17 protein-coding genes are annotated in these 22,457 nt (G+C 67.5%); 11 read left to right on the top strand and 6 right to left on the bottom strand.

What is annotated here, in order from left to right:
• Positions 1 to 504: a Csu type fimbrial protein gene (locus AC1PLR_RS13640; protein WP_209244285.1), complete on the bottom strand. Its 504-nt coding sequence runs from the start codon at positions 502 to 504 to the stop codon at positions 1 to 3.
• 226 nt (positions 505 to 730) lie between these two features.
• Between AC1PLR_RS13640 and map the strand changes: the two genes are divergently transcribed.
• The 8 genes from map to asnB all read left to right on the top strand — a co-directional run bounded on the left by map (position 731) and on the right by asnB (position 10,840).
• The gene (gene map / locus AC1PLR_RS13635) at positions 731 to 1,507 is read left to right on the top strand and encodes a type I methionyl aminopeptidase (protein ID WP_481103598.1); all 777 of its coding nucleotides are present in this window, start codon (positions 731 to 733) and stop codon (positions 1,505 to 1,507) included.
• A gap of 29 nt (positions 1,508 to 1,536) precedes the next feature.
• Positions 1,537 to 4,137: a [protein-PII] uridylyltransferase gene (locus AC1PLR_RS13630; RefSeq protein ID WP_481103597.1), complete on the top strand. Its 2,601-nt coding sequence runs from the start codon at positions 1,537 to 1,539 to the stop codon at positions 4,135 to 4,137.
• Positions 4,137 to 5,147, top strand: coding sequence for a 2,3,4,5-tetrahydropyridine-2,6-dicarboxylate N-succinyltransferase (dapD, locus tag AC1PLR_RS13625; RefSeq protein WP_481101330.1), 1,011 nt, complete (start codon positions 4,137 to 4,139; stop codon positions 5,145 to 5,147). The genes AC1PLR_RS13630 and dapD overlap by 1 nt, the downstream gene beginning before the upstream one ends.
• An 850-nt stretch (positions 5,148 to 5,997) precedes the next feature.
• A complete protein-coding gene (locus AC1PLR_RS13620; protein WP_481101329.1) occupies positions 5,998 to 6,564 on the top strand; it encodes a hypothetical protein in 567 nt (188 codons plus the stop codon).
• A 230-nt stretch (positions 6,565 to 6,794) separates the two neighbouring features.
• The gene (locus tag AC1PLR_RS13615) at positions 6,795 to 7,151 is read left to right on the top strand and encodes an arsenate reductase (protein WP_010344024.1); all 357 of its coding nucleotides are present in this window, start codon (positions 6,795 to 6,797) and stop codon (positions 7,149 to 7,151) included.
• Positions 7,148 to 7,606, top strand: coding sequence for an N-acetyltransferase family protein (locus AC1PLR_RS13610; RefSeq protein WP_481101328.1), 459 nt, complete (start codon positions 7,148 to 7,150; stop codon positions 7,604 to 7,606). The genes AC1PLR_RS13615 and AC1PLR_RS13610 overlap by 4 nt, the downstream gene beginning before the upstream one ends.
• A 161-nt stretch (positions 7,607 to 7,767) precedes the next feature.
• Complete coding sequence (gene dapE, locus AC1PLR_RS13605) at positions 7,768 to 8,898, top strand: succinyl-diaminopimelate desuccinylase (protein ID WP_481101327.1); 1,131 nt, start codon at positions 7,768 to 7,770, stop codon at positions 8,896 to 8,898.
• Positions 8,899 to 9,148: 250 nt separating this feature from the next.
• Positions 9,149 to 10,840: an asparagine synthase B gene (gene asnB, locus AC1PLR_RS13600; RefSeq protein ID WP_481101326.1), complete on the top strand. Its 1,692-nt coding sequence runs from the start codon at positions 9,149 to 9,151 to the stop codon at positions 10,838 to 10,840.
• Between the two features lie 139 nt (positions 10,841 to 10,979).
• Here the strand turns inward: asnB and AC1PLR_RS13595 are convergent, their stop codons facing one another.
• Complete coding sequence (locus tag AC1PLR_RS13595; RefSeq protein WP_481101325.1) at positions 10,980 to 12,479, bottom strand: serine hydrolase domain-containing protein; 1,500 nt, start codon at positions 12,477 to 12,479, stop codon at positions 10,980 to 10,982.
• 187 nt (positions 12,480 to 12,666) lie between these two features.
• On the opposite strand from AC1PLR_RS13595, the gene AC1PLR_RS13590 reads away from it, so the two are divergent.
• From AC1PLR_RS13590 to AC1PLR_RS13580, 3 genes are read left to right on the top strand one after another with little or no spacing between them, the layout of a single operon-like run.
• The gene (locus tag AC1PLR_RS13590) at positions 12,667 to 13,056 is read left to right on the top strand and encodes a GntR family transcriptional regulator (RefSeq protein ID WP_481101324.1); all 390 of its coding nucleotides are present in this window, start codon (positions 12,667 to 12,669) and stop codon (positions 13,054 to 13,056) included.
• A gap of 31 nt (positions 13,057 to 13,087) precedes the next feature.
• Positions 13,088 to 14,002 carry an ABC transporter ATP-binding protein gene (locus tag AC1PLR_RS13585; protein WP_481101323.1) on the top strand — a complete coding sequence of 305 codons (915 nt, stop codon included), beginning with the start codon at positions 13,088 to 13,090 and terminating at the stop codon, positions 14,000 to 14,002.
• Between the two features lie 20 nt (positions 14,003 to 14,022).
• Positions 14,023 to 15,885 (top strand): hypothetical protein, encoded by a 1,863-nt coding sequence (locus AC1PLR_RS13580; protein ID WP_481101322.1) that lies wholly within the window; start codon positions 14,023 to 14,025, stop codon positions 15,883 to 15,885.
• Between the two features lie 353 nt (positions 15,886 to 16,238).
• Here AC1PLR_RS13580 and AC1PLR_RS13575 read toward each other — a convergent pair whose 3' ends face one another.
• From AC1PLR_RS13575 to AC1PLR_RS13560, 4 genes are all read right to left on the bottom strand, one after another.
• Positions 16,239 to 17,396, bottom strand: coding sequence for a GGDEF domain-containing protein (locus tag AC1PLR_RS13575; protein WP_481101321.1), 1,158 nt, complete (start codon positions 17,394 to 17,396; stop codon positions 16,239 to 16,241).
• Positions 17,397 to 17,417: 21 nt separating this feature from the next.
• Positions 17,418 to 18,494, bottom strand: a complete 1,077-nt coding sequence (locus AC1PLR_RS13570) for a GGDEF domain-containing protein (RefSeq protein WP_481101320.1) — start codon at positions 18,492 to 18,494, stop codon at positions 17,418 to 17,420.
• A 328-nt stretch (positions 18,495 to 18,822) separates the two neighbouring features.
• Complete coding sequence (locus AC1PLR_RS13565) at positions 18,823 to 19,869, bottom strand: right-handed parallel beta-helix repeat-containing protein (RefSeq protein ID WP_209244296.1); 1,047 nt, start codon at positions 19,867 to 19,869, stop codon at positions 18,823 to 18,825.
• 78 nt (positions 19,870 to 19,947) lie between these two features.
• Entirely contained in the window at positions 19,948 to 22,332 is a 2,385-nt protein-coding gene (locus AC1PLR_RS13560) for a penicillin acylase family protein (protein ID WP_481101319.1), read from the bottom strand.
• Between the last annotated feature and the right edge of the window lie 125 nt (positions 22,333 to 22,457).

The raw sequence follows: 22,457 nt of genomic DNA, 5'->3' as shown, positions 1-22,457 counted from the left end.
TTACCAGGTGACGGTGGCGGTGACGACGTCGCTGTATGAACCGGCAGGGTAGTTGGTGCTGGCGACCTGGCCGTAGACGGTGATCGGTTGCACTGCACCATTGCCGGTGCCGGCCTGGGTGTCGGTGCCGATGGTCGAGCCCCAGTTCTGGGTGCGCGCGGCGTTGCGGTACAGCGCGTAGGGCACGCGTGCGGTATTGCTGGCGTCGGCACTGCCCATGGTGCGGGTGGTGACCGTGGCGCCGGAGCCGGAACCGGCGTTCAGCGCGATGTTGTACGGCGTGCCGGAGGTGCAGCGCACGTTCAAGGTGCCGGTGCTGTTGATCGAGGTCTGGGTGGAATTGACGCTGCCGAAATCGACGTCGGTGGGCGCGGTCTGGATGTCGCAGACGCTGGTGATCTGGATCTTGACGTTGAAGGTACGCGAGTCGGACTGGGCCCAGGCCAGGCCGGTCCCGGCGGCGAACAGCACGAGGAAGGCGAGAACGCGGTGGAAGAGGTACATGGCAGGGTTCTTCGGTGATGGCGGACAACCGCCGGTGCCGCTGCCAGTGCAAAATGCGCGCCAGTTCACATTATTTTGGATCGCTATCCAGCTTTCACATGAGATGACCACCACGCCGCGCCGCGTTCATCACGGTGAAGGCGGGGATGGGCACCGCCGCGTGCCAAAAAGCCGCCGAGCCGCCCGGCGCGTTCAGCCAGGGCCGGGATGAGCGATAATGACGGCCATGACCGTCAATCTGAAAACTCCGCAGGACATCGAGAAGATGCGCGTGGCCGGCCGCCTGGCCGCCGAGGTACTGGACCTGATCGGCCCGTACGTGAAGCCCGGCGTCACCACCGCCGAGCTGGACCGCATCTGCCACGACCACATCGTCAAGGTGCAGGGCGCCGTCCCGGCCAACGTCGGCTACCGCGGCTACCCGAAGACCGTGTGCACGTCGGTGAACAACGTCATCTGCCACGGCATCCCCAGCGACAGCAAGGTCCTCAAGGACGGCGACATCCTCAACATCGACGTCACCGTGATCAAGGACGGCTGGCATGGCGACACCAGCCGCATGTACTGCGTCGGCACGCCCTCGGTGATGGCGCGGCGCCTGATCGAGGCCACCTACGAAGCGATGTGGCGCGGCATCCGCGCGGTGAAGCCGGGCGCCACGCTCGGCGACGTCGGCCATGCCATCCAGCAGTACGCCGAGAGCGAGCGCTTCAGTGTGGTGCGCGAGTACTGCGGCCACGGCATCGGTAAGGTCTACCACGACGAACCGCAGGTGCTGCACTACGGCCGGCCGGGCGACGGCCTGGTGCTGAAGCCGGGCATGACCTTCACCATCGAGCCGATGATCAACGAGGGCACGCGCTACACCCGCGTGCTGCCGGACGGCTGGACCGTGGTGACCAAGGACCGCAAGCTGTCCGCGCAATGGGAGCACATGGTCGCCGTCACCGACGATGGGGTGGAGGTCCTGACCCTGTCGCCGGGCGGCCTCGGCGAGCCGTGAGCCTGCTGCCGGCCGGCGCCGATGCCGGCATGCCCGGCGCCGGCGTCGACGACGCCGGCTGGGCGGCCGCGGTCCGGCAACTGCTGGCGCAGACCGATGCGCGGCTGAGCAAGCGCTTCGACCAGGGCGACGATATCGACCGCCTGCTGGCGTTGCGCGCCCGCGCCCTGGACCAGTTGATCCGCCATGCCTGGAGCCGCTGCGTGCCGCGCGAGGCCGGGCTGGCCCTGTTTGCGGTCGGCGGCTATGGCCGTGGCGAACTGTTCCCGCGCTCGGACATCGACCTGCTGGTGTTCGGCGAACTCGACCCGGCGCACGAACCGGCGCTGGCGCGGCTGTTCCCGCTGCTGTGGGATGCCGGCGTGCCGGTCAGCCATGCGGTGCGCTCGGCCGCGCAGTGCACCGCGGCCTGCGCCGACCAGACCGTGCTGACCGCCTTGATCGAGGCGCGCCCGCTGCAGGCCGACGCCACGGCCAAGGCGGCGCTGGCGGCGGCCATCGCGCCGCAGCGGGTGTGGCCGCCGCGTGAATTCTTCATGGCCAAGCGCGAGGAGTTGCAGGCCCGCCACCAGCGCTTCGGCGACACTGCCGACAACCTGGAGCCAGACATCAAGGACGGCCCCGGCGGTCTGCGCGACCTGCACACGCTCGGCTGGATGGCGCTGCGCGCGTTCGGCGTGCGCGACCTGGAGCCGCTGATCGGGCTGGGCCACGTCGGCGGCGACGAAGCCGCGGCGCTGCGCCGCGAGCGTCGCGAACTGGCGCGCTTGCGCTATGGGCTGCACCTGGTGGCCAACCGCCCGGAAGAGCGCTTGCGCTTCGATTACCAGAAGGCGCTGGCGCAGCGCCTGGGCTTCTCCGACGACCCCGAGAGCCTGGGCGTGGAGAAGATGATGCAGCGCTTCTACCGCAGCGCGGCGATCGTGCGCCGGCTCAGCGACCGCCTGCTGCAACGCTTCGAGGAACAGTTCGACGGCGAGGCGCAGCCGCAGCCGCTGCACGGCGGCTTCTCGCTGCGCCGCGGCTACCTGGCCGCCGACGACGAGCGCTGGCCGCAGGCCGACCCGGTGCAGGTGTTCGCGTTGTTCGCCACCTGGGCTGCGCACGGCGAGATCCGCGGCCTGCATTCGCTGACCGCGCGCGCGCTGGCCGAGGCGCTGCCGCACCTGCCGGCCTACGCCGACGCCACCACCACCGCGCGCGAGCGCTTCCTGGCGCTGCTGCGCGGCCCGCGCGCGGTGCAGACGCTGACCCGCATGGCGCGGCTGGGCGTGCTCGGGCAGTGGATCCCGGCGTTCGCGCAGGTGTCCGGGCGCATGCAGTTCGACCTGTTCCATGTGTACACGGTCGACCAGCACACGCTGATGGTGCTGAAGAACATGGCGGTGTTCGCCAACGCGCGCGCCGACGAGCGCTTCTCGATCGCGCATGAGGTGTGGCCGCGGCTGCGCAAGCCGGAACTGTTGCTGCTGGCCGGCCTGTTCCACGACATCGCCAAGGGCCGCGGCGGCGACCATTCGGAACTGGGCGCGGTGGATGCGCGCGCGTTCTGCGCCGCGCATGCGCTCAGCGCCGCCGACACCGACCTGGTCGCCTGGCTGGTCGAGCAGCACCTGCGCATGTCGGTGACCGCGCAGAAGCAGGACATCGCCGATCCGGAGGTGATCCATCGCTTCGCCAGCCTGGTCGGCGACCGCGAGCGGCTGGACTATCTGTACCTGCTGACCTGCGCCGACATCGCCGGCACCAGCCCCAAGCTGTGGAACGCCTGGAAGGACCGGCTGCTGGCCGACCTGTACTTCGCCGCGCGCCGCGCCCTGCGCGAAGGCCTGGAGCATCCGTTGCCGGTGGCCGAGCGGCTGCAGGAGGCGCGCGAGGCCACGCGCGCGCTGATGCACATCCAGGGCCACGACGACGTCACCATCGACCGCCAGTTCGCCGGCATGCCGGACGAGAGCTTCCTGCGCTTCCGCCCCGAACAACTGGCCTGGCAGGCGACCTCGCTGATGGAGGTGGAACTGGGCGGCACCCTGGTCAAGGTGCGCCCGGTCACGCCCGACGATGCGGCGCTGGAAGTGTTCGTGTACTCGCCGGACCGCGACGGCCTGTTCGCCGCGATCGTGATGACCCTGGACCGGCTCGGCTACGGCATCCATCGCGCGCGGGTGCTCGACGCCCCGCACGACGCGATTTTCGATACCTTCGAGGTGATGCCTGCCGATGCCTTCGCCAGCGGCGACCTGGCGCAGTTGCAGGCGGGGCTGCGCGAGGCGCTGGCCGGCGACCTGGCGCGCCTGCGCCCGGCGCGACGGGTGGTGCCGCGGCAGTTGCGGCATTTCCGCTTCGCGCCGCGCATCGAGTTCCGCGAGAGCCTCGACGGCCGCCTGACCCGGCTCGGCCTGGTCGCGCCGGACCGCCCGGGACTGCTGGCGGACGTGGCCCAGGTGCTGCGCCGGCACCACCTGCGCGTGCACGACGCGCGCATCGCCACCTTCGGCGAGCGCGCCGAGGATCTGTTCCACATCACCGACGAGCACAACCTGCCGTTGCCCGAGGCCGCCCGCCAGGCGCTGCAGGCCGCGCTGCAGGCGTGCCTGGACCCCGATACCCCGCCTGGAGACCCCCGCTGATGGCCACCAAGAAGCCTGCCGCCAAGAAGTCCGCTGCCAAGACGGCGGCGCCCGAGAAGACGGCCCCGAAGAAGACCGCCAAGCCGGCCGCCGCCAAGCCTGCGACGCCCACCGCGGCAGCCAAGCCGGCCAAGCCCGCGCCGAAGCCGCTGCGCGCCAAGCCGGTCGCCGTGCCCAGCGCCGACGAACTGAAGTTCACCATCGACAGCGCCTTCGAGCGCCGCGCCACGCTGACCCTGGACGAGATCGAGGGATCCACCCGGCCGGTGGTCAACCGCGTCATCGATGGCCTGGAGAGCGGCGAGTTCCGCGTCGCCGAGCCCGACGGGCACGGCGGCTGGAAGGTCAACGAGTGGCTGAAGAAGGCGGTGCTGCTGTACTTCCGGGTCAACGAGATGGCCGTGGTGGAAGCGCAGCCGGCACCGTTCTGGGACAAGGTGGAATCGCGCTTCGCCGGCTATCACGAAGCCGAGTTCCGCAAGGCCGGGGTGCGCGTGGTGCCGGGCGCGGTGGCGCGTCGCGGCAGCTACTTCGGCAAGGACGTGGTGCTGATGCCGAGCTTCACCAACATCGGCGCGCACGTCGGCGAGGGCACCATGGTCGACACCTGGGCCACGGTCGGCTCCTGCGCGCAGATCGGCAAGCACTGCCACCTGTCCGGCGGCGCCGGCATCGGCGGCGTGCTCGAACCGCTGCAGGCCAGCCCCACCATCATCGAGGACCACTGCTTCATCGGTGCGCGCTCGGAGGTGGTGGAGGGCGTGGTGGTCGGCCATCACAGCGTGATCGGCATGGGCGTGTTCCTGGGCCAGAGCACGCGCATCTACAACCGCGCCACCGGTGAGATCTCCTACGGCTATGTGCCGCCGTACAGCGTGGTGGTGTCCGGGCAGTTGCCGTCCAAGGACGGTTCGCACTCGCTGTACTGCGCGGTGATCGTCAAGCAGGTCGACGCCAAGACCCGCAGCAAGACCAGCGTCAACGAGCTGCTGCGCGGGCTGGCCGACTGAGGATGGTGGGACCGGGCTCAGCCCGGTCTCGCTTTGGTGTGCTGCTTCCTCAATTGACGCTACATAGCCTTCTCAAGCCAACAGCAAGGGCTTTCGCCTTGCGGCGAGTTACTTTTCTTTGCTTGTGCAAAGAAAAGTAACCAAAAGAAAGCACACCCTGCCTACGCGCCCTCCGCGCTGCGCGCTCCGGGTTCGCGGATGCACCGGGGATCCGCGGAAGGGGCATCCTGCCCCTGCCGCGGACGGCGCACATCCATGTGCGCCGCCCTTCGGGTGTTTCCCCGGTCCATCCGCCGCTGCGGAAGGGAACCCGGTAGATCAAAAGCAAACGCAACGGCGGAAAAGCACACTGTGGCTTCCGTTGTCATCGGCATGCTGATGCCGAACCTCCTGCGAATTCAACGCCAGTGCGCCATCTGCGGGTAGCCTGGGCACACCATGGGGTCGTCGCACGGTGCAACGCGGGAGCCTCGCAGGACTCGAGATCTCGCGGCCAGGGCATGGTGCACATCCGGCGTACATCGATAGCGGGATACGCTGCCACACGCAGGTCCGGGTGCTTCTACGGCGGTGCGCATCGGACTAGATGCCCGGCGCAGAGCGTCTTTGGGCGCGGCCGCTGCGACGACAGGAGACACTGATGCGAAAGATGAAATGGGCTTGCTGGATGACGGCAGCGTTCGTGCTGTCAGGGTGCGGCCGTGAGGGCGCGCCGGCACCGACGGCGCCCAAGGATGGCGACACGCCAGCGGTGGCGGCCGCTGCGCCAAACCCCGCTTCGTCCGCGGCACCTGCGCCTGCGCAAGCGCCTGCGACGACGGCGCAGAGCGGCAGCGCAGCAGGCGAGCCGTTGTCCTGTGCCGACGAGATCGGCGCCGACGCCGCGGCGGCGCGCGTGGACACCTGCCGCGCGGTGTCGCCGGCCACGCATCCGCCCTGCAATGCCGCCAATAGCTGCGCGATGATCGACGACGAGATCGCCCGCAGTTGCGCGCTGCTCGGCCGCGACGGACCGACCACGGCCGGCTGCGGCCCGGCCGCTGACAGCCCGCAGGCGGCGGCCGACGTGGTGCGGCGTTATTACGCGGCGATCAACGCGCGCGACTACGCCACGGCCTGGCAGCAGTGGGGCGAGGACGGGCGCCCTGGGCAGTCCTACGCCGCGTTCAAGGCTGGTTTCGCGCAGACGCGCGCGGTGAAGGCGACGATCGGCGCGCTGGGCCGCAGCGAGGGTGCCGCCGGCTCGGTGTATCAGCCGGTCCCGGTCACCGTGGAGGCGACGCTGGCCGACGGCACGCGGCAACGCTTCCGCGGCGACTACGTGCTGCGCCGGGTCAACGGCGTGGACGGGGCTTCGGCGGCGCAACTGCGCTGGCGGATCGACTCGGCGCAGCTCAAGGAAGTGCCGGCGCAGTGAGGGCGGGCGGCTTCTTCTTGCGCCTGGGAAGCCGATGGCGCGCGCGGCGGGTAAGATCACGCGCGCTGCGGCCTGTCGATGACGGAGTGCCCGGTTCGTCTCCTGATGGCATCGTCCGCCGAAAGGCGGTGAGCGGTGCATTGGGCGGCGATCTGTCCTGGCCGACCGACCCTCACCCCAACCCCTCTCCCGGTGGGAGAGGGGCTTTATTCGCTTGAAGGGATGTTTCGATGACGACGTTGTACGGATTGAAGAACTGCGACACCTGCAAGAAGGCGACGAAGTGGCTGGATCGCTTCGGCGTGGCCTACACCTTCGTCGATTACCGCGAGCACAAGCCGACTCCGGAGACCCTGCTGGAGTGGGCCGGCCAGGCCGGCGGGTTCGACGCACTGGTCAACAAGTCCTCCACCACCTGGCGGCAGTTGCCCGACAACAAGAAGACACCCGGCTCCGATGCCGAGTGGAAGCTGCTGCTGCGCGAATACCCGCAACTGATCCGCCGCCCGGTGGTGGTGACCGACGACGGCAAGCTCAGCCAGGGCTTCTCCGACAACGGCTTCAAGCAGCGGTTCGGGGTGGCGTGACCGTCCGCCCGTACCGGTCCGAGGACTGGGCGCGCCTGTGCGCCATCCACGACGCCGCGCGCCTGGAGGAATTGCAGGCGGCGGGGCTGGTGGAGGCGTTCCTGCCGCTGCCGATCGCGGCCGAGCGCGAAGGCCTGTTCGATTACCGCGTGCAGGTCGCCGAGTGCGATGGCCAGGTGCTCGGCTTCGTCGCCGACGATGGCGAGGAACTGGCCTGGCTGTACGTGGATCCGGCCGCGCGCCGGCGCGGTGTCGGCCAGGCGCTGGTGGCCGCGGTGCAGGACGCCAGCCCGGCCGGCCTGATCCTGGAATTGCTGGAGGGCAATGCCGCGGCGCTGGCGTTCTATCGCGCCTGTGGCTTCGTCGAAACCGGCGTGCAACGTGGGCGCATGCCCGGCAACGAGGCTTTCGCGGTGCGCGTGCAGTGCATGCGCTGGCCGGGCGTCGCGTCGTAACGAGAGCCGCGATCGCGCCGCGCGTCCGCCAGGCGACACGGGCAGACCCTTCGAATCCGCCAGCAGCGCTCGTACACTGCGTTTCCGGCGCCGCCCGCACGCGACGGTGCCGTTGGCGATCCGCATCGCGTCTCTCTCGTGTCTTCCAACGGTGTCCTTGCATGTCCGATGTCCTTGAACTCGCCTGCGACCTGATCGCCCGCCCGTCGGTCACCCCTAACGATGCCGGCTGCCAGGAGTTGATCGCGCAGCGGCTGCAGCGCGCCGGTTTCGCCATCGAGCGGCTGCGCTTTGGCGAGGTCGATAACCTGTGGGCCACCCATCGCGGCGGCGACGGTCCGGTGCTGGCGCTGCTTGGCCATACCGACGTGGTGCCGCCGGGACCGCGCGAGGCCTGGAGCAGCGATCCGTTCGCGCCGCAGGTCCGCGATGGCGTGCTGTACGGGCGCGGCGCTGCCGACATGAAGGGCAGCGTGGCCGCCTTCGTGGTCGCCGCCGAGCGGTTCGTGGCCGCGCAGCCGCAGCACCCGGGCACGCTGGCGCTGCTGCTGACCAGCGACGAGGAAGGCGATGCGATCGACGGCGTGCGCCACGTGGCGCGCGTGTTCGCCGAGCGTGGCGAGCGCATCGACTGGTGCATCACCGGCGAGCCTTCGTCCACCGAACGGCTCGGCGACCTGCTGCGGGTCGGCCGTCGCGGCAGTCTTTCCGGCGCGCTGCGCGTGCGCGGCGTGCAGGGGCATGTGGCCTATCCGCACAAGGCGCGCAACCCGATCCACCTGGCCGCGCCGGCGTTGGCCGAACTGGTCGCACGGCACTGGGACGACGGCTACGAAAGCTTCCCGCCGACCAGCCTGCAACTCTCCAACGTGCATGCCGGCACGGGTGCGAACAATGTGATCCCCGGCGAGCTGCAGGTCGCCTTCAACCTGCGCTACACCCCGCACTGGGATGCGCCGCGGCTGGAAGCGGAGATCGCCGCGCTGTTCGATCGCCATGGTCTGGACTACGAACTGCGCTGGCACCGCAGCGGCGAGCCATTCTACACCCCCGAAGGCATGCTGCGCCGGGTGGCGCGCGAGGTGCTGGGCGAGGTCGCCGGTGCGCCGCCGGAGGAGAGCACCGGCGGCGGCACCTCCGATGCACGCTTCATCGCGCCGCTGGGCGCGCAGTGCATCGAGGTCGGCCCGGTCAACGCCAGCATCCACCAGGTCGACGAGCACGTGCGCGTGGCCGACCTGGAGGCGCTGCCGGACCTGTACCTGCGCCTGATCGAACGGTTGCTGCGGTAACAGTTGCGCGGGCCCGCGTGCCGGGTTACGGTCGCTCCATGACCTCGCTGTCCGTCCTCCGCTCGAGCAACGCCAACGGCCGCAATAATGCGCTGGCGAATAATCGTGCGCGGCCGATGCGGGTCTGCGACTAGGCGCTACCAGAAACACCACGCCCAGCCACCAGAAAACCCGCATCGGCCGATGCGGGTTTTTTTGTGCCTGGGTGTCTCCCCTCCGCAACCACCACCCCACGATCAGGAGCTTTCCCATGTGTTCGATCTTCGGCATCTTCGGCCTGCAACCGGGCGACGACCTGCAGGCGCTGCGGCGACAGGCGCTGGACTGCTCGCAGCGGCAGCGCCACCGCGGCCCGGACTGGAGCGGCGTGTATGTCGACGACGGCGCGATCCTGGTCCACGAGCGCCTGGCCATCGTCGACCCGGCCGGCGGCTCGCAGCCGCTGCTCTCCGACGACGGGCAACTGGCGCTGGCGGTCAACGGCGAGATCTACAACCATCGCGAACTGAAGAAACAACTCGCCCAGCCCTACGCCTTCCGGACCGGCTCGGACTGCGAGGTGATCAACGCGCTGTACCGCGAAACCACGCCGGAGGCGCTGCTGAACCGCCTCAACGGTATCTTCGCTTTCGCGCTGTGGGACAAGGCCGCCGGCCGCGTGCTGATCGCGCGCGATCCGATGGGGGTGTGCCCGCTGTACTGGGGTCATGACGCGCAGGGCCGGCTGCGCGTGGCCTCGGAAATGAAGTCGCTGGCCGACAGCTGCGCCGACGTCGCCCAGTTCCCGCCGGGCCACTACTACGACAGCGCCAGCGGCGCATTGGTGCAGTACTACCGCAAGCCGTGGCGCGACTATGCGGCGGTGCAGGGCGTGGAGGTGAGCAAGCAGGAACTGCGCGAGGCCTTCGAGCGCGCCGTGCATCGCCAGTTGATGACCGACGTGCCGTACGGCGTGCTGCTCTCCGGCGGGCTGGATTCGTCGCTGGTCGCGGCGGTGGCGGCGCGCTTCGCGCGCAAGCGCATCGAGGAGAACGACGAGGCCGAGGCCTGGTGGCCGCGCCTGCACTCGTTCGCGATCGGCCTGAAGGGCTCACCCGACCTGGCCGCCGCGGCGATCGCCGCCGAGGCGCTGGGCACCGTGCACCACGGTTTCGAATACACCTTCGAGGAAGGCCTGGACGCGCTGCCTGAAGTCATCCGGCACATCGAGACCTACGACGTCACCACCATCCGCGCCTCCACGCCGATGTTCCTGCTGGCGCGGCGGATCAAGGCGATGGGGGTGAAGATGGTGCTCTCCGGCGAAGGCAGCGACGAGATCTTCGGCGGCTACCTGTACTTCCACAAGGCGCCGAACGCGCGCGAATTCCATGAAGAACTGATCCGCAAGCTCGACGCGCTGTACAACTACGACTGCCTGCGCGCCAACAAGTCGATGATGGCCTGGGGCGTGGAGCCGCGCGTGCCGTTCCTGGACGTGGAGTTTCTGGACGTGGCCATGCGCATGGACGCCCAGTACAAGATGGCCGGCACCCGCGCCGACGGCAGCAAGCGCATCGAGAAGGCGGTGCTGCGCGAAGCGTTCGAGGGCTACCTGCCCGAGTCGATCCTGTGGCGGCAGAAGGAGCAGTTCAGCGACGGCGTCGGCTACGGCTGGATCGACGGGCTGAAGGCGCATGCCGAGGCGCAGGTGAGCGACCGCGAACTGGCCGCGGCCGACAAGCGCTTCCCGGTGAACCCGCCGCAGACCAAGGAAGCCTATTACTACCGCAGCCTGTTCGAGCGCGTGTTCCCGACCCCGGCCGCCGCCGAGACCGTGCCCGGCGGCAAGTCAATCGCCTGCTCCTCGCCGGCGGCGATCGCATGGGACGCGAGCTTCGCGACGATGGCCGATCCCTCCGGCCGCGCGGTGGCCGGGGTGCACGCGCAGGCGCTGGGATGACAAATCGGGGCGGTCCGGTTCGGACTCGCCAAGCCACGAGCGACGGCTTCACTGGATCCCATGCCGACAGCACTGCACCGGGGAAGATCCTGGCAGCTGCCGGCGGGCGAGTTTCTGTCCGCCGGCAGAATGCCATCGGCTATTTCTGCATCTGCTTGAGACGTTCGCGGATGCGCCGAGAGTCCGGCTTTATCTCCAGCATCTTTTCCACCTGCTCAACGGCTGCCTGACGGTTACCTGTCTCTAGGTAGGCATTGGCAAGGCTGTCGAGCGCATCCAGCGACCCGGGATGGACTTGCGCATTGAATTCCAGCACCGCAAGTCCTTTGTCGGATTCCTTGCTCCTCAATAGTTCGCTTGCGACCTGCTCTAGCGGCTGCCCAGGGAAATCGTAACGTTGTGGACGCTTCTCCCATTCCTTTAGCAACCATGCTTTCAGTTCCGTTGCGTTCGCGTTATTTGCGCGACGGAACAGCTCCCAATGCACCGATTCGCGCAGTTCGACATGCGGCTTGCCGGCCAGGATCGCCTCAATCGCATCGCGAGCGGCTTCCACGCTGTCGTCTTGCCCGTTGTTGGTCAGCATCAGAATCTGGATACCCTGTTCCGGCAATAGTGTGAAATCAGCCTTGAAGCCGCGCCAATCCCCACCGTGCGCAACCATCGGTCGTCCGAGTGCGGAGCGCTGTAGCTTGAAGCCAAACCCGTAAGGTACCGTGCTGCCGTCTGCCAGACGAGTAGGGGCCGATGCCAGCGTCCAACTCGACTTCGACATGACCTTGCCCTGGTCGAGTGCATCGGCCCATCGCTGCAGGTCGCTAGTGGTGGAGTAAATGCCACCCGGGCCAACCGGATAAAAACCCGGTATCTGGTCCAGCGCCTTGCGTGTGCCGTCCGAACGCACGACAAAGCCGTAAGCGCGTGGCTGGATGTAGGTTTCGTTGCCGGGTACGCGAACATGGGTGTGCGCCATCTGCAGCGGTCCGAAGAATTCACGTTGCATGAACTGTGCAAAATCAATCCCCGACACTCGGGCAACCACCTGCGCCAGCAGGATGTAGCCGGTGTTGCTGTAGTCGAATGCGGATCCGGGGACGAAGCTTAATGGTGCTTTGTGAGCGACGAGAAGAGCGACCGCTTCATTGCCCTGCATCGGCGCGCTGGTCTTGCCGTTCTTTAGGATTTCCCGATATACGGGGAGGAGATCAGGAACCCCGGAAGTGTGCGTAAGCAGGTGTCGCAGGGTGATTTCCGAGTAGGGAAGTTCCGGCAGATACTTGGCGGCGGGATCATCGAGGTTTAGTTTCCCCTGCTCCGCCAGGCGCAGGATGGCCGCAGCCGTGAACTGTTTGCTGACCGAGCCGATGTCGAACTGGTGATCAACCGTCAGTTGTTCCTCACCGCCAGCGTTCGCGTCGCCCAGCGCGGTTGTATAGATCAGTCTGCCGTGCTCGGACACGCGGAAACTGCCGTTGCATATCCTGACCGCGTGGCATTGCGCGAGATAGTGCGCAATCGCTGCGGAAGAAGAGGTTGGAGCGTCTGGAATTCCTGCGGAAGCAGTCAGGCCAATTGCAGAAGATAGCGTTGCCAGCGCCAGTTGGCGCAAACGAGTGAGGCTGCGGGAAGGGATGGTCATTGGATCTCCTTGATATTTTTGTACTAATACAAGTAGTACAGTGATTTGACGCGGGGACACCGCAACCAATGCTTGGAGTACACGTGGGGCGGGTGACGTATGGCTGGACAGTGGGGAGTGCTTGACTGTACTATTTGTAGTAGTACAAATCAATGGGGTGGGAAATATGGCACGTATGGCTGCCTTGATGATTCAGATCGCGACCGGAGATGCTCGTCCTATCGTCCGTCAGATCACCGATGCGGTGCGTATGAGCATTGCCACGGGAAAGATCGCTCATGGCGAGCAATTGCCAAGTGTGCGCGGTCTTGCTCAGCAGTTGGCCGTCAATCCCAATACGGTGGTCAAGGCGTATGCCGAGCTCGTCGCAGAAGGTTGGTTGGATTCGCGGCAAGGCATGGGTTTCTACGTTGCCCCGCCGCGGCAGCGGCTTTCGGATGTTGAACGCGGGCGTCGTCTGGACGAAGCGGTCGATCGCTTGATCCACGACGTGGTTCCGCTCGGTTTTTCCGCCGAAACGGTACAGGAACGCATCCAGCAAGGTCTGCTCCGAGCCTTGCCGCGAAAGATCGCGTGATCAATCAAACGAACACTGCGCAGGACATCGCATGAATGTTGCAAACGAGTTCGTGGTGGAAACCGTCAATCTCACCAAGCGCTATGGCAGTACGCTTGTGCTGGACAGCCTAGACCTGCACATCCCATGCGGGGGCGTCCACGCCATCGTGGGCGCCAACGGCGCCGGCAAATCCACCCTGTTTCGCATCCTGCTTGGTTTTCTCGCGCCAAGTGGTGGGCAAGCACGCATACTCGGCCGCGACAGCCAACTGCTCACACCGGAAGACCGTGGCCGTATCGGGTTTGTGAACGAAGAACACACGCTTCCGGGATGGATGCGGGTGCACGAGTTGATAGAAATGCAACGCCGCCAGTACTCGCGCTGGAGCCATTCGATCTTCGACAGTGCGATCGGTCGCTGCCGCTTGGTGCGGCGTCAGAGGATCTCCCAGCTTTCGCGGGGCGAGCGCGCTGTATTCAACCTTGCATTGGCGCTGGCTCAGCGTCCGCAGTTGCTATTGCTGGATGAGCCCACGCTTGGTCTGGATGTAGTGGCCAAGCGAGCCTTCCTGGAATCGCTGCTCCAGGATAACGTCGTGGAGGATTGCACGATCATCTACTGTTCGCACCAAATGGACGAGATCGAGCGCGTCGCGGACAACCTGATCGTACTGGGCAACGGTCAGCTCCGGCACATGTCGACGCCGGAAGCGTTCTGCGCGCGGGTGACCTACTGGGTGGCCGATATTCCCTTCAAGGGGCCTGCGCACGACAGCATCCCAGGTCTTTTGGAGGCGCGCCGGCTTGCCGGCCTGCATCACTATTTGGTGCTTGACCAGAACGAAGGATTCGCCGATTTCCTGCATGCAGCGGGCGCGCGATCGATCAATTCGATGCCTGTCAGTCTGGATCGTGCGGTCAATGCATTTCTCGGCAGGGGCGATACGGTCCCATTCTTGCACTGACGTGTTCCCGGAGAAGAAGCATGTGGTGTCTGCTGAAGATTGAATTCATGCGTTTCCGGACATGGGCGATCCTTGCGGCTCTGGTCCATTTGGGCACATTGGCATTTTTTGCCCGCATTGCCGATCTAGGTCAGCAGCCGCTCTGGATACATTGGGTCGTCGGCGGCGTCTACGGGCTAGTGGGGTGGCTACTCGGCGTCTATCACGTGGGAAGCTACCGTCGACCCAGTCAATGGCTGAGCCTGCTCCACCGGCCGCTGCCTCATGGACATATTGCCATCGCATTCATTGCAACGGGGGGGCTATTGATGCTGCTCGCGGTGGTGCTGCCACTCCTTTTGATCGCAGTCTGGCAATGTAAAGTGGCTGGGCATGTTGTGGATATGCGCCATTGGCTGCTGGCCTTGTCGGCCTTGTGCGTCGTCATGTCGGGATACCTTGCTGGCGCCTTCTGCGTCTTGCGTGGCCCGCGCCAGGCGGCTGCCGCTCTAGCGTTGCTTGCCTGGCCGGTCTTCGCCCGCGCAACCGGGGTGGGCATGATTGCGGTCGAACTGGTCGCGCTGGTCTGGTTGGGTACCTTGTTGATTGGAGCATTCAGGCCGAATCCCGAGATTCCGGTGAATGGGGTACGGGCGACATTGCTGCTTGCATTGCCGCTATCGATGGGACTCTACATGCTGATGGTTCTGGTGCTTTTCGCGCTGGAATTGGTGTGGATCGCGCAGGGATCGCATCCGCTCAATATGGCGGTCCCGCCTCCTGGCGGACATATCGAGGTCGAAAAAATGGAGCCGCGCAAAAGGATGTTGGCTGCGCTGCGCGACAGCAGATATCCCGATGCCGGTCAGTTGGCCATTGCGGTCAAGAGCGCAAAGCCCTCGGGTCTCGACATCCGCCTCGGCAAGCAACCGCAACGCAATGAATTGGCCAACATTGCACCGATGCGATTCGACGACGCGGAACGCAACATTCGCTGGGTATTCAGCCATGACAGCATGCGCCTGAACGGCTATAGCTTATTGGACGGTCAATTCGTCGCAAGCTTGGGAGTCGCTGTGCAGGGGCGCGCATTCCCGCGCGTGGTACTTCCCATCGGCAACCTATCAGGATGGCCTGGTAGCGACGTCGCCCTGGTCGGAGGCGACACCCTATATCGCTATGCAAGTTCAGAAAAGAAGGTTTTTCCTTACGTATCGGTCGACGCTGGAGAAGTGCTGGCAGGCTTGGGTCGCGTCGGCAGTCGAATGATGCTGCTCAGCGATCGAGCGCTCTATTTTGTTGAGCCTGCGCACGATGGTGTTGTTGCAAGAAAACATGTCCGCATTCCACTGCCAGGCGCGATCGGCGACTTGAGCAAGCTGGACCTGATCGAATTGCCAGACGGCTACCTGGTCTGCCTGACGTACTCCGAACAGGCGCATACCGCGGATGGCGCTGTCCCCGCGATTCTTCTGTTGCGCGTGCGTGCCGATGGTCGGTCTGACATCGTCCAATGGCGAAAACTCGCCTTCGACTATCCGGCGATTCATCGTTATCGCGTCTGGTGGCCGTCGCCGGTGCTGCATCTACTACAGGAGTACGCCAAGGCGCTTTTTGCTCCCAACTCGCGACTGACAGTGACCGCTCCGGGACCTATGCCCAGCGGCATCGGCCTGTTGGCAGTTGGCTTGATGCTTGCTTCCGCCGTGGCCGCCTCGATGCGTTTGCGTCTGACGCATCTCTCGCGCCGCATGCGCATCGCATGGCAAGTTGCCTGCGGTGTGCTCGGTCTGCCAGCTCTGGTCTGCTTGTGGCTGCTCGTGCCACGCATCGCCGTCTGCCAGCGCGGCTCCAACCATGGCGTCATCCCTGATTCACCTAGCGGTTGCGTTCCCGCAACGTAGTCCGATCCGATTTCGGCGCATCAATGGTCCGGTAAACCACCGCTAATCCGACCGATGCCGAGACGATGCCCACGGTGGCAAGCTGATCGCCTGTTTCTCGCCAGTTGCGATCGCCGTGACGCTAGTTTCGCGCGAGGATTGCCGACCCCTCCGACCGCACGGTGGCCGGGATGCGCGCGCAGAACGATAGGATGAGCGCGCCAGCCTGCTGCCGTTCGTCATCCACGCGGTCTGATTCGCGCTGGTGGATGCGCGCGCGGCGGCCCCTGGACCGGCTCAGTGCGGTGCTGATGAGCGTGTTGGGCCTGGGCCTGAGTTGCATGCGCGCGTGTAACCGCGAGTCGAGCCTGCAGTTATGTCGAATCCGTGGCCTGCGTCGCGCTGTTGGGCGCATGCTGCAGGGCGGCCATGGTTGCTGGCGGTGTGTGGCTGTCCGTGCGGATCCGGCTCTTGCCGTCGCGCTTGGCCGCGTACAGCGCACGGTCGGCACGCTTGAGCAGATCGGAGATGTCGCCGTCCGGACGCATGCGCGCGACACCGGCGCTGAACGTGAAGGCCACACGCTTTGCGCTGGTCCGCTGCACCCGTTCCAGCAACCGCTGCAAGAGATCCTCGGTCTGCGTGTCGCTCATGCCGTCGATCACGATCCCGAATTCCTCGCCGCCGAGCCGGCCGACCCGGCAGCCTTGCTCCAGCGTCGTCAGCTCCGCGGCCAGCGCGCGCAACACGGCGTCGCCGACATCGTGACCATGGGTGTCGTTGACCTGCTTGAAATCGTCGATATCCAGCATCGCGAATTGCAGCGTGCCGCAATCGCGGCGCCCGCTCGCCAGCGCATGCAACTGCGCCATCAGGGCGCGCCGGTTGGCCAACCCGGTGAGCGCGTCGGTCTCGGAAATGCGTCGGTAGTCTTCCTTCAATTGGTAAGTGATCAGCATGCTCCGCGCGAACGTGCGGTTCATCGCCACGCCGATCAGCGAGACCGCCACGACCAGCAGCCCCAGCAGCGCTGGATCGCCATCGGCGGCCAGCGGCAGCGGTCGGCCGATCAACATGATCGCCCAGATGTAGGCCAGCGCTAGCAGGTAGTCTCTGGTGAAGGGGAAGAGCAGGTTGATGCCCAGGCACAGCGTGGCGGTCGTCGGCAGCCACCAGAATGTGCCGTGTGTGCCCATCTGGCGCAGTTCGACCTGGTATGCCCACGACAGCAGCAGCACGTAGAGTGCGCCGCTCATGCGCCATTGCCAGAAGCGGCGAACCAGCAGGGTGCTGGCGACGGCGCCGAGCATGGAGGCGAGCAGCATCGCGTTGACCAGGGGCCATGGCCGCTGCAGATACGGATTGAGCAGCAGCGTCGCCACCCAGATCGACAGGGTCAGCGCTTGAATGGCCGTGGTCGAGCGGCCCAACAGGTGGCGGATGTGCTCCGGGTACGTCATGTGCTGCTCAGTGCTGCGTCCCGGCGGGTTGGTGATGTGCGGGCGCGCGGTGGGGGCGAGGGACGCCGTCACCCCCTATCTGCCGGCCTCGCGCTACAGCGGTGTGGCCGCCGGCAGAACGGGATCGTGCGCAAACGTTGCGGGCGTGCCGGCCGCGGCCGGCGTGGCGCCGTCCAGGCGAAGGCTGCCGTCGCCCGCGTGCCGGGCTGCAGACAAGGCGCGGTCGGCGCGTGCGAGCAGGTCCGACACCTCGCCGCCGGCCGGCAGCGAGGCCAGGCCGACGCTGCAGGTGAACGCGGCCCCGTCCACGCGCAGGTTGCGGATGCGTTGCTGCAGGCGCTGCAGCCGTTCGCTCGCCTTGGCCTGCGACACGGCCTCGAACAGCAGGCCGAATTCCTCGCCGCCGAGGCGGCCGACACGGCAGCGCGGATCCAGCCGCACCAGCTCCGTCGCCAGCGCCTGCAGCACCGCATCGCCGACGTGGTGGCCGTGCTCGGCGCCGATCCGCTCGAAGTCATCGATCTCCAGCATGGCCAGCTGCACGGCATGCCGGGCGCCGATCGCTGCCTCCAGCTCGGCGATGAGCGCGCGCCGGTTGGGAAGACCGGTCAGCGCATCGGTGGCGGCCAGGCGTCGATCGTTTTCCCGGTGCGCGTAGTTGCTGCGCAGGGCGGTGACGACGACGTGGTTCATGGCCAGCCCGATGATCGTCACCGCCGCCACCAGCAGTTCCAGCAGCGGCAGGTCGGCCGCGGTCGGCACCAGGCTGTCGTGCCAGCCGAGCATGATCGCCCAGGTGCAGGCCAAGGCCAGCAGATAGTCGCGCGCGTGGCTGAACAGCACGCTGTAGCCCAGGCTCAGGGTCACCGCCACCGGCAGCATCCAGCTCGCGCTGGCGCCGCCCATGTGATGCAGTTGCAGCCGGAATGCGGCGTCGAACGCGATCACGGACAGGAAGGCGCCCAGCCGCCATTGCCAGGATCGCTTGGCCATGCGCATGACCGCACCGCTGCCGAGCATGGCGACGAATGCCAGCGCGTAACGCGGGTCCAGCGGATGGCGCAGGTAAGGGTTGCACAGCAGCAGCGCCAGCCAGACGCACAGGGTCAGGCCCTGAATCGCCAGGATCGGCCGGTCGAGGGTGCGGCGGACATGAAGGTGGTAGTTCATCTGCTCTCCCAGAGCGCGGCGGCACTCCAGCGCCTGCGCGGCACGGCCGATCGGTGGTCCAGCGCGGTCCGTCGGTCGCTGGGGCGTCGTCACCGGTTAGCGGCCGCTGCAGGGAGAGCTTGAGCGGCTTGCCGCGTTCGCCGGCGCACCCGCCGTGGTCAGCGTGGCGGGCGGGCGTCCGGCGTCGGGCGGGCGAAGCAGGGGATACCGGGCGCACAGACCTCTGCGCCGTCATGCGCAGGCGCGAAGCCTGGCGGGCGCCTGCCGCGCCAGCCCGCCACGCCACCCTGCCGAGGCAGCGGTGGCGGCGCGGCGGCCCCGCGTGCGCCTACTCGAAGCGCACGCAGTGGCCGTAGCGTTCGGGCTGGATGTCGATGCCCGAGGCATCGGCCTGGTTGTTCTTGCGCCACAGGTTGGGGCGGAAGTCCGGGCCGGTGCAGTTGGCCGCGCTGTCCACGCCGATGGTGTAGGTGTAGGGATTGCCGCGGAAGGTGTTGTTCTCGAAGGTGTTGTCCTGGCTCATGCTGTTGTCCCAGCACAGGATCTGCGGCGTGCGCTGGCGGATCGAGCAGGTCAGGTAGAGCCCGGCGCCCTTGTTGTCGATGAACTGGTTGCCCGCGAACAGGTTGCGGCGTGCGTCGGCCAGGTACACGCCCTGGCTGCCGTTGCGCTCCAGGCGGTTGTCGCGGATCTCGCTGTCTTCCAGGTGCTCGGTGGTGATGCCGGCGGCGACATTGTCGTGGATCACGTTGTCGATCAGTTTGACCTTGGCGGTGCGGTTGAACGACACCCCGTCCCAGGTCGCGCCGGACACGTCGTTGTGCGCGATCAGCAGGTCGCGGCTGTCGAACTCGCTGAGCAGGCAGGCGCTGCGGCACTTGCTCACCCGCAGGTGGGTCAGCTGGATGTTCTGGCCGTTGCGCACCACCACCAGGCTGTTGCTCAGGTACGGGCGTTCGGGCATGAACTCCTTGTCGATGGTGCCGCCGACGATCTGCAACTGCTCCACGCGCACGTCGCGGATCGGCCGGATCGGGCGCTCGTTCTGGTAGTCGCCGATCACGATGGTGGGTTGCTGCACGTGGTCGCGCATGCGCAGCACGGTGCTGTCGCCCTGGCCGCGCAGGCGCAGGCCGTCGCGCTGGATCGAGATCAGCTTGCTCACCGGGAACTCGCCCGCGCTCAGACACACGGTGGCGGGCTTGCCGTCGTTGGGGACGCGATCGATCGCGGCCTGCAGGTCGTCGCCGGGTTCGGCGCGCACGCTGCAGTCGGCGGCGGCAGTGGGCGCGTCGGCAGCCGGCGCGGCGCTGGCGGAGAACGACACGGCCGCGGCGAGCGGCAGCAACAGGGCGAGCAGGGGAGGGCGCTTCATCGGTAGGCAGACTCGGCAGTGGGGGGAAGGCGGCAGGCCGGCGCAGGCGGACAGGCGCCAGCGCGGACCGAGATCAGGTCATTGTGGTGCGGTCGGGCTTAATGTCAGCGTGTACCGGGTCGGGCCAGGCAGGAACTTTGTGGCACGGCCCTGCACCCAGTCGGCGTGGCCGGCGCCCCAGAACGGCGACAGCGGGTGGCCGCTCTGGCCGCCCGGCATGTGCACGATGCCGTCGGCTTCGTGGCCGGGCGCCACCACCATGCGTTCGGAGGCGCCGAATTCCGGGCGCTGCACCCGCGGCATGTTGTCGTCGCCGGGGAGCGGGGTGTCCGGCATGCACAGCCAGCCGCGCAGCGGCCCGGGCAGGCCCTGCGCCAGCGGATGGCAGATCGCCGCGCGGTTCTCCAGGCCCCAGCGGCGCGTGTCCAGCGGGCCTTCGGCCTGCAGCGTCGTGCGCACCTCTGCGGCGGCGTCTTCCAGCAGCGCCTGCCAGCTGCCGTAGCGGCGCGGCAGCAGGTGTAGCGGCTGTTGCTGCAGCAGCGGCCAGGCCACGCCTTCCAGTTGCGGCAGCGCCGGGGGCGCGGCATCGGCGTCCGATCCTGTACGCGCCGGTGCGATCAGGCCGTCGCGGATCCGGGTCAGCACCGCCAGGCGCCAGGCGCGCACCAGGGTATAGCTCACCGAGCCGGTGCTGGCGCGGCCTTCCCAGTGCTTGGCCGCCTTCGCCACGGCGTGCAGCGCTGGCGTCGCCGCACCGGCATCGCGTTGCTGCAGCAGCGCCCACCAGCGCTGCAGGAACAGGGCGCGGTCGTCGAGCTGGATCGCCAGCAACTGCCGTTCGTCGAGGTGCGGATGCAGGCGCAGGTCGTCGCGGATCTGCTGTGCGCGTGCGCCCAGCGCGTAGCCGCCGTCGCCGAGCGGTGCCAGTTCGGCGCCGCCGACCACGCGGGCATTGGCGGTCCACAGTTGCCCGTCGGCGGGATCGATGCGCTGCGGCGATTGGATGGTGGACAGCGGCCACGGCGCGCAGCGCGCGTCCGCCGGCACCGACGCGCGCACGTCGTGCATGACTGCGTCGGCTGCGCAATGCGCGCCGCGCAGCGGCAGCGGGCCGAGCACGCGCCAGCCGATGTGGCCGTCGCGGTCGGCCAGCACCAGGTTCTGCGCGGGCGTGGCGATGCGTTGCGCGTGGGCGAAGGCATCGGGGAGGGACGTGACGCGGGCGAAGTCGGCCAGGCCCAGGTTCAGCGCACCCGGCAGTTGCGCCGCCCAGCGCAATGCCAGGGCGCTGCCGTCGGGTTCATGCTGCAGGATCGGACCGTAGGCGGTGTCTTCCACCTGCAGCATGGTGTCGGGCGCGCCCGACACCCGGATCCGTTCGTTGCGCACGGTGACCGGCGTGCAGCCGGGCTGCGGCGTCGCGGCGCAGGGCGTGAGCCGGTACCAGTCGGCGGTATCGGCATAGCTGTTGGTGAAGCCCCAGGCGATGTGGCCGTTGCTGCCGACGATCACCGCCGGCAGGCCGGGCAGGGAGAAGCCCGACACGTCCACGCGGCCGCCCGGCGCCTGCGCATCGGCATAGCGCAGGCGCACCCGGAACCACAGGCTGGGCGCGCGCAGGGCCAGGTGCATGTCGTTGGCGACGATGGCGCGGCCGTCGGCGGTGCGGCTGCCGGCAATCGCCCAGTTGTTGCTGCCGGGCGCGGTAGGAGCCACCGCGTCGGCGTTGGCCTGCGCGGCCCCATCCGGCAGCCTGCGCAGATCGACCTGACCGGCGTCGGGCAACACCGCGTCGCCGACCGCGCTGCCATCCAGCGCGGCGTCCCAACTGCTGCCTTCGTGGCGCAGCAGGGCGTACAGCGGCGCGGGCAAGCGCTGCTGCAGCCGGTACAGCTCCAGCTTGCGATCGAGCTGCTTGCCTTGCAGGTCGAAGTACATCGCCTGCCCGGCCAGCGCCGAATCCACCGGCTGCCAGTCGCGCGGCGCGGCGAACAGCAACAGGTACGGCCACGGCCGCACCCGCAGCGCGTGCAGGCCCTGGTTGACGCCGGCGCTGTAGGCCTGCAGCGCCGCCGCGTGCGTGCCGGCGAACGCGGCCAGTTGCGCGCTGCTGCGGGCGCGTAGGCGCTGCGCACGGCGCGCCTTGTCCACGCCCAGCGCGTGCGGGCCGACCAGCTCGGACAGTTCGCCGGCGGCGGCGCGGCGCAGCAGGTCCATCTCGAAGAAGCGCTCCTGCGCATGCACGTAGCCGAGCGCGCGCATCGCATCGGCTTCGTCGGCGGCCTCGATGGTGACCGTGCCCAGTGCGTCGCGCTGGATGCTCACCGGCGCCCGCAGTCCTTGCAGCGGCGCCTTGCCGTCCAGCGCGGCCAGGCTGCCGCGCAGCAGCAGCCAGATGCCCAGGACTAGGGCGGCCGCCAGCAGCAGCGTGCCCAGCAGCAGGCGTTTCCATCGACCGCGCATCGTCTCTCTCTCCGGTGGCAAGTCTCCGATTCTAGACACGCGTGCGTGTCGTTCCCGCGTAGGCGCGGCGCGCTGTGCGCAGGGTCACGCATCGTGGGTGGTGCGACTCGGGATGTGAATGATTC

This window comes from Xanthomonas sp. NCPPB 3570, from assembly GCF_056725115.1.
The sequence above is the reverse complement of the archived record's forward strand: the minus strand, read 5'-3'. Positions and strand labels throughout refer to the sequence as shown.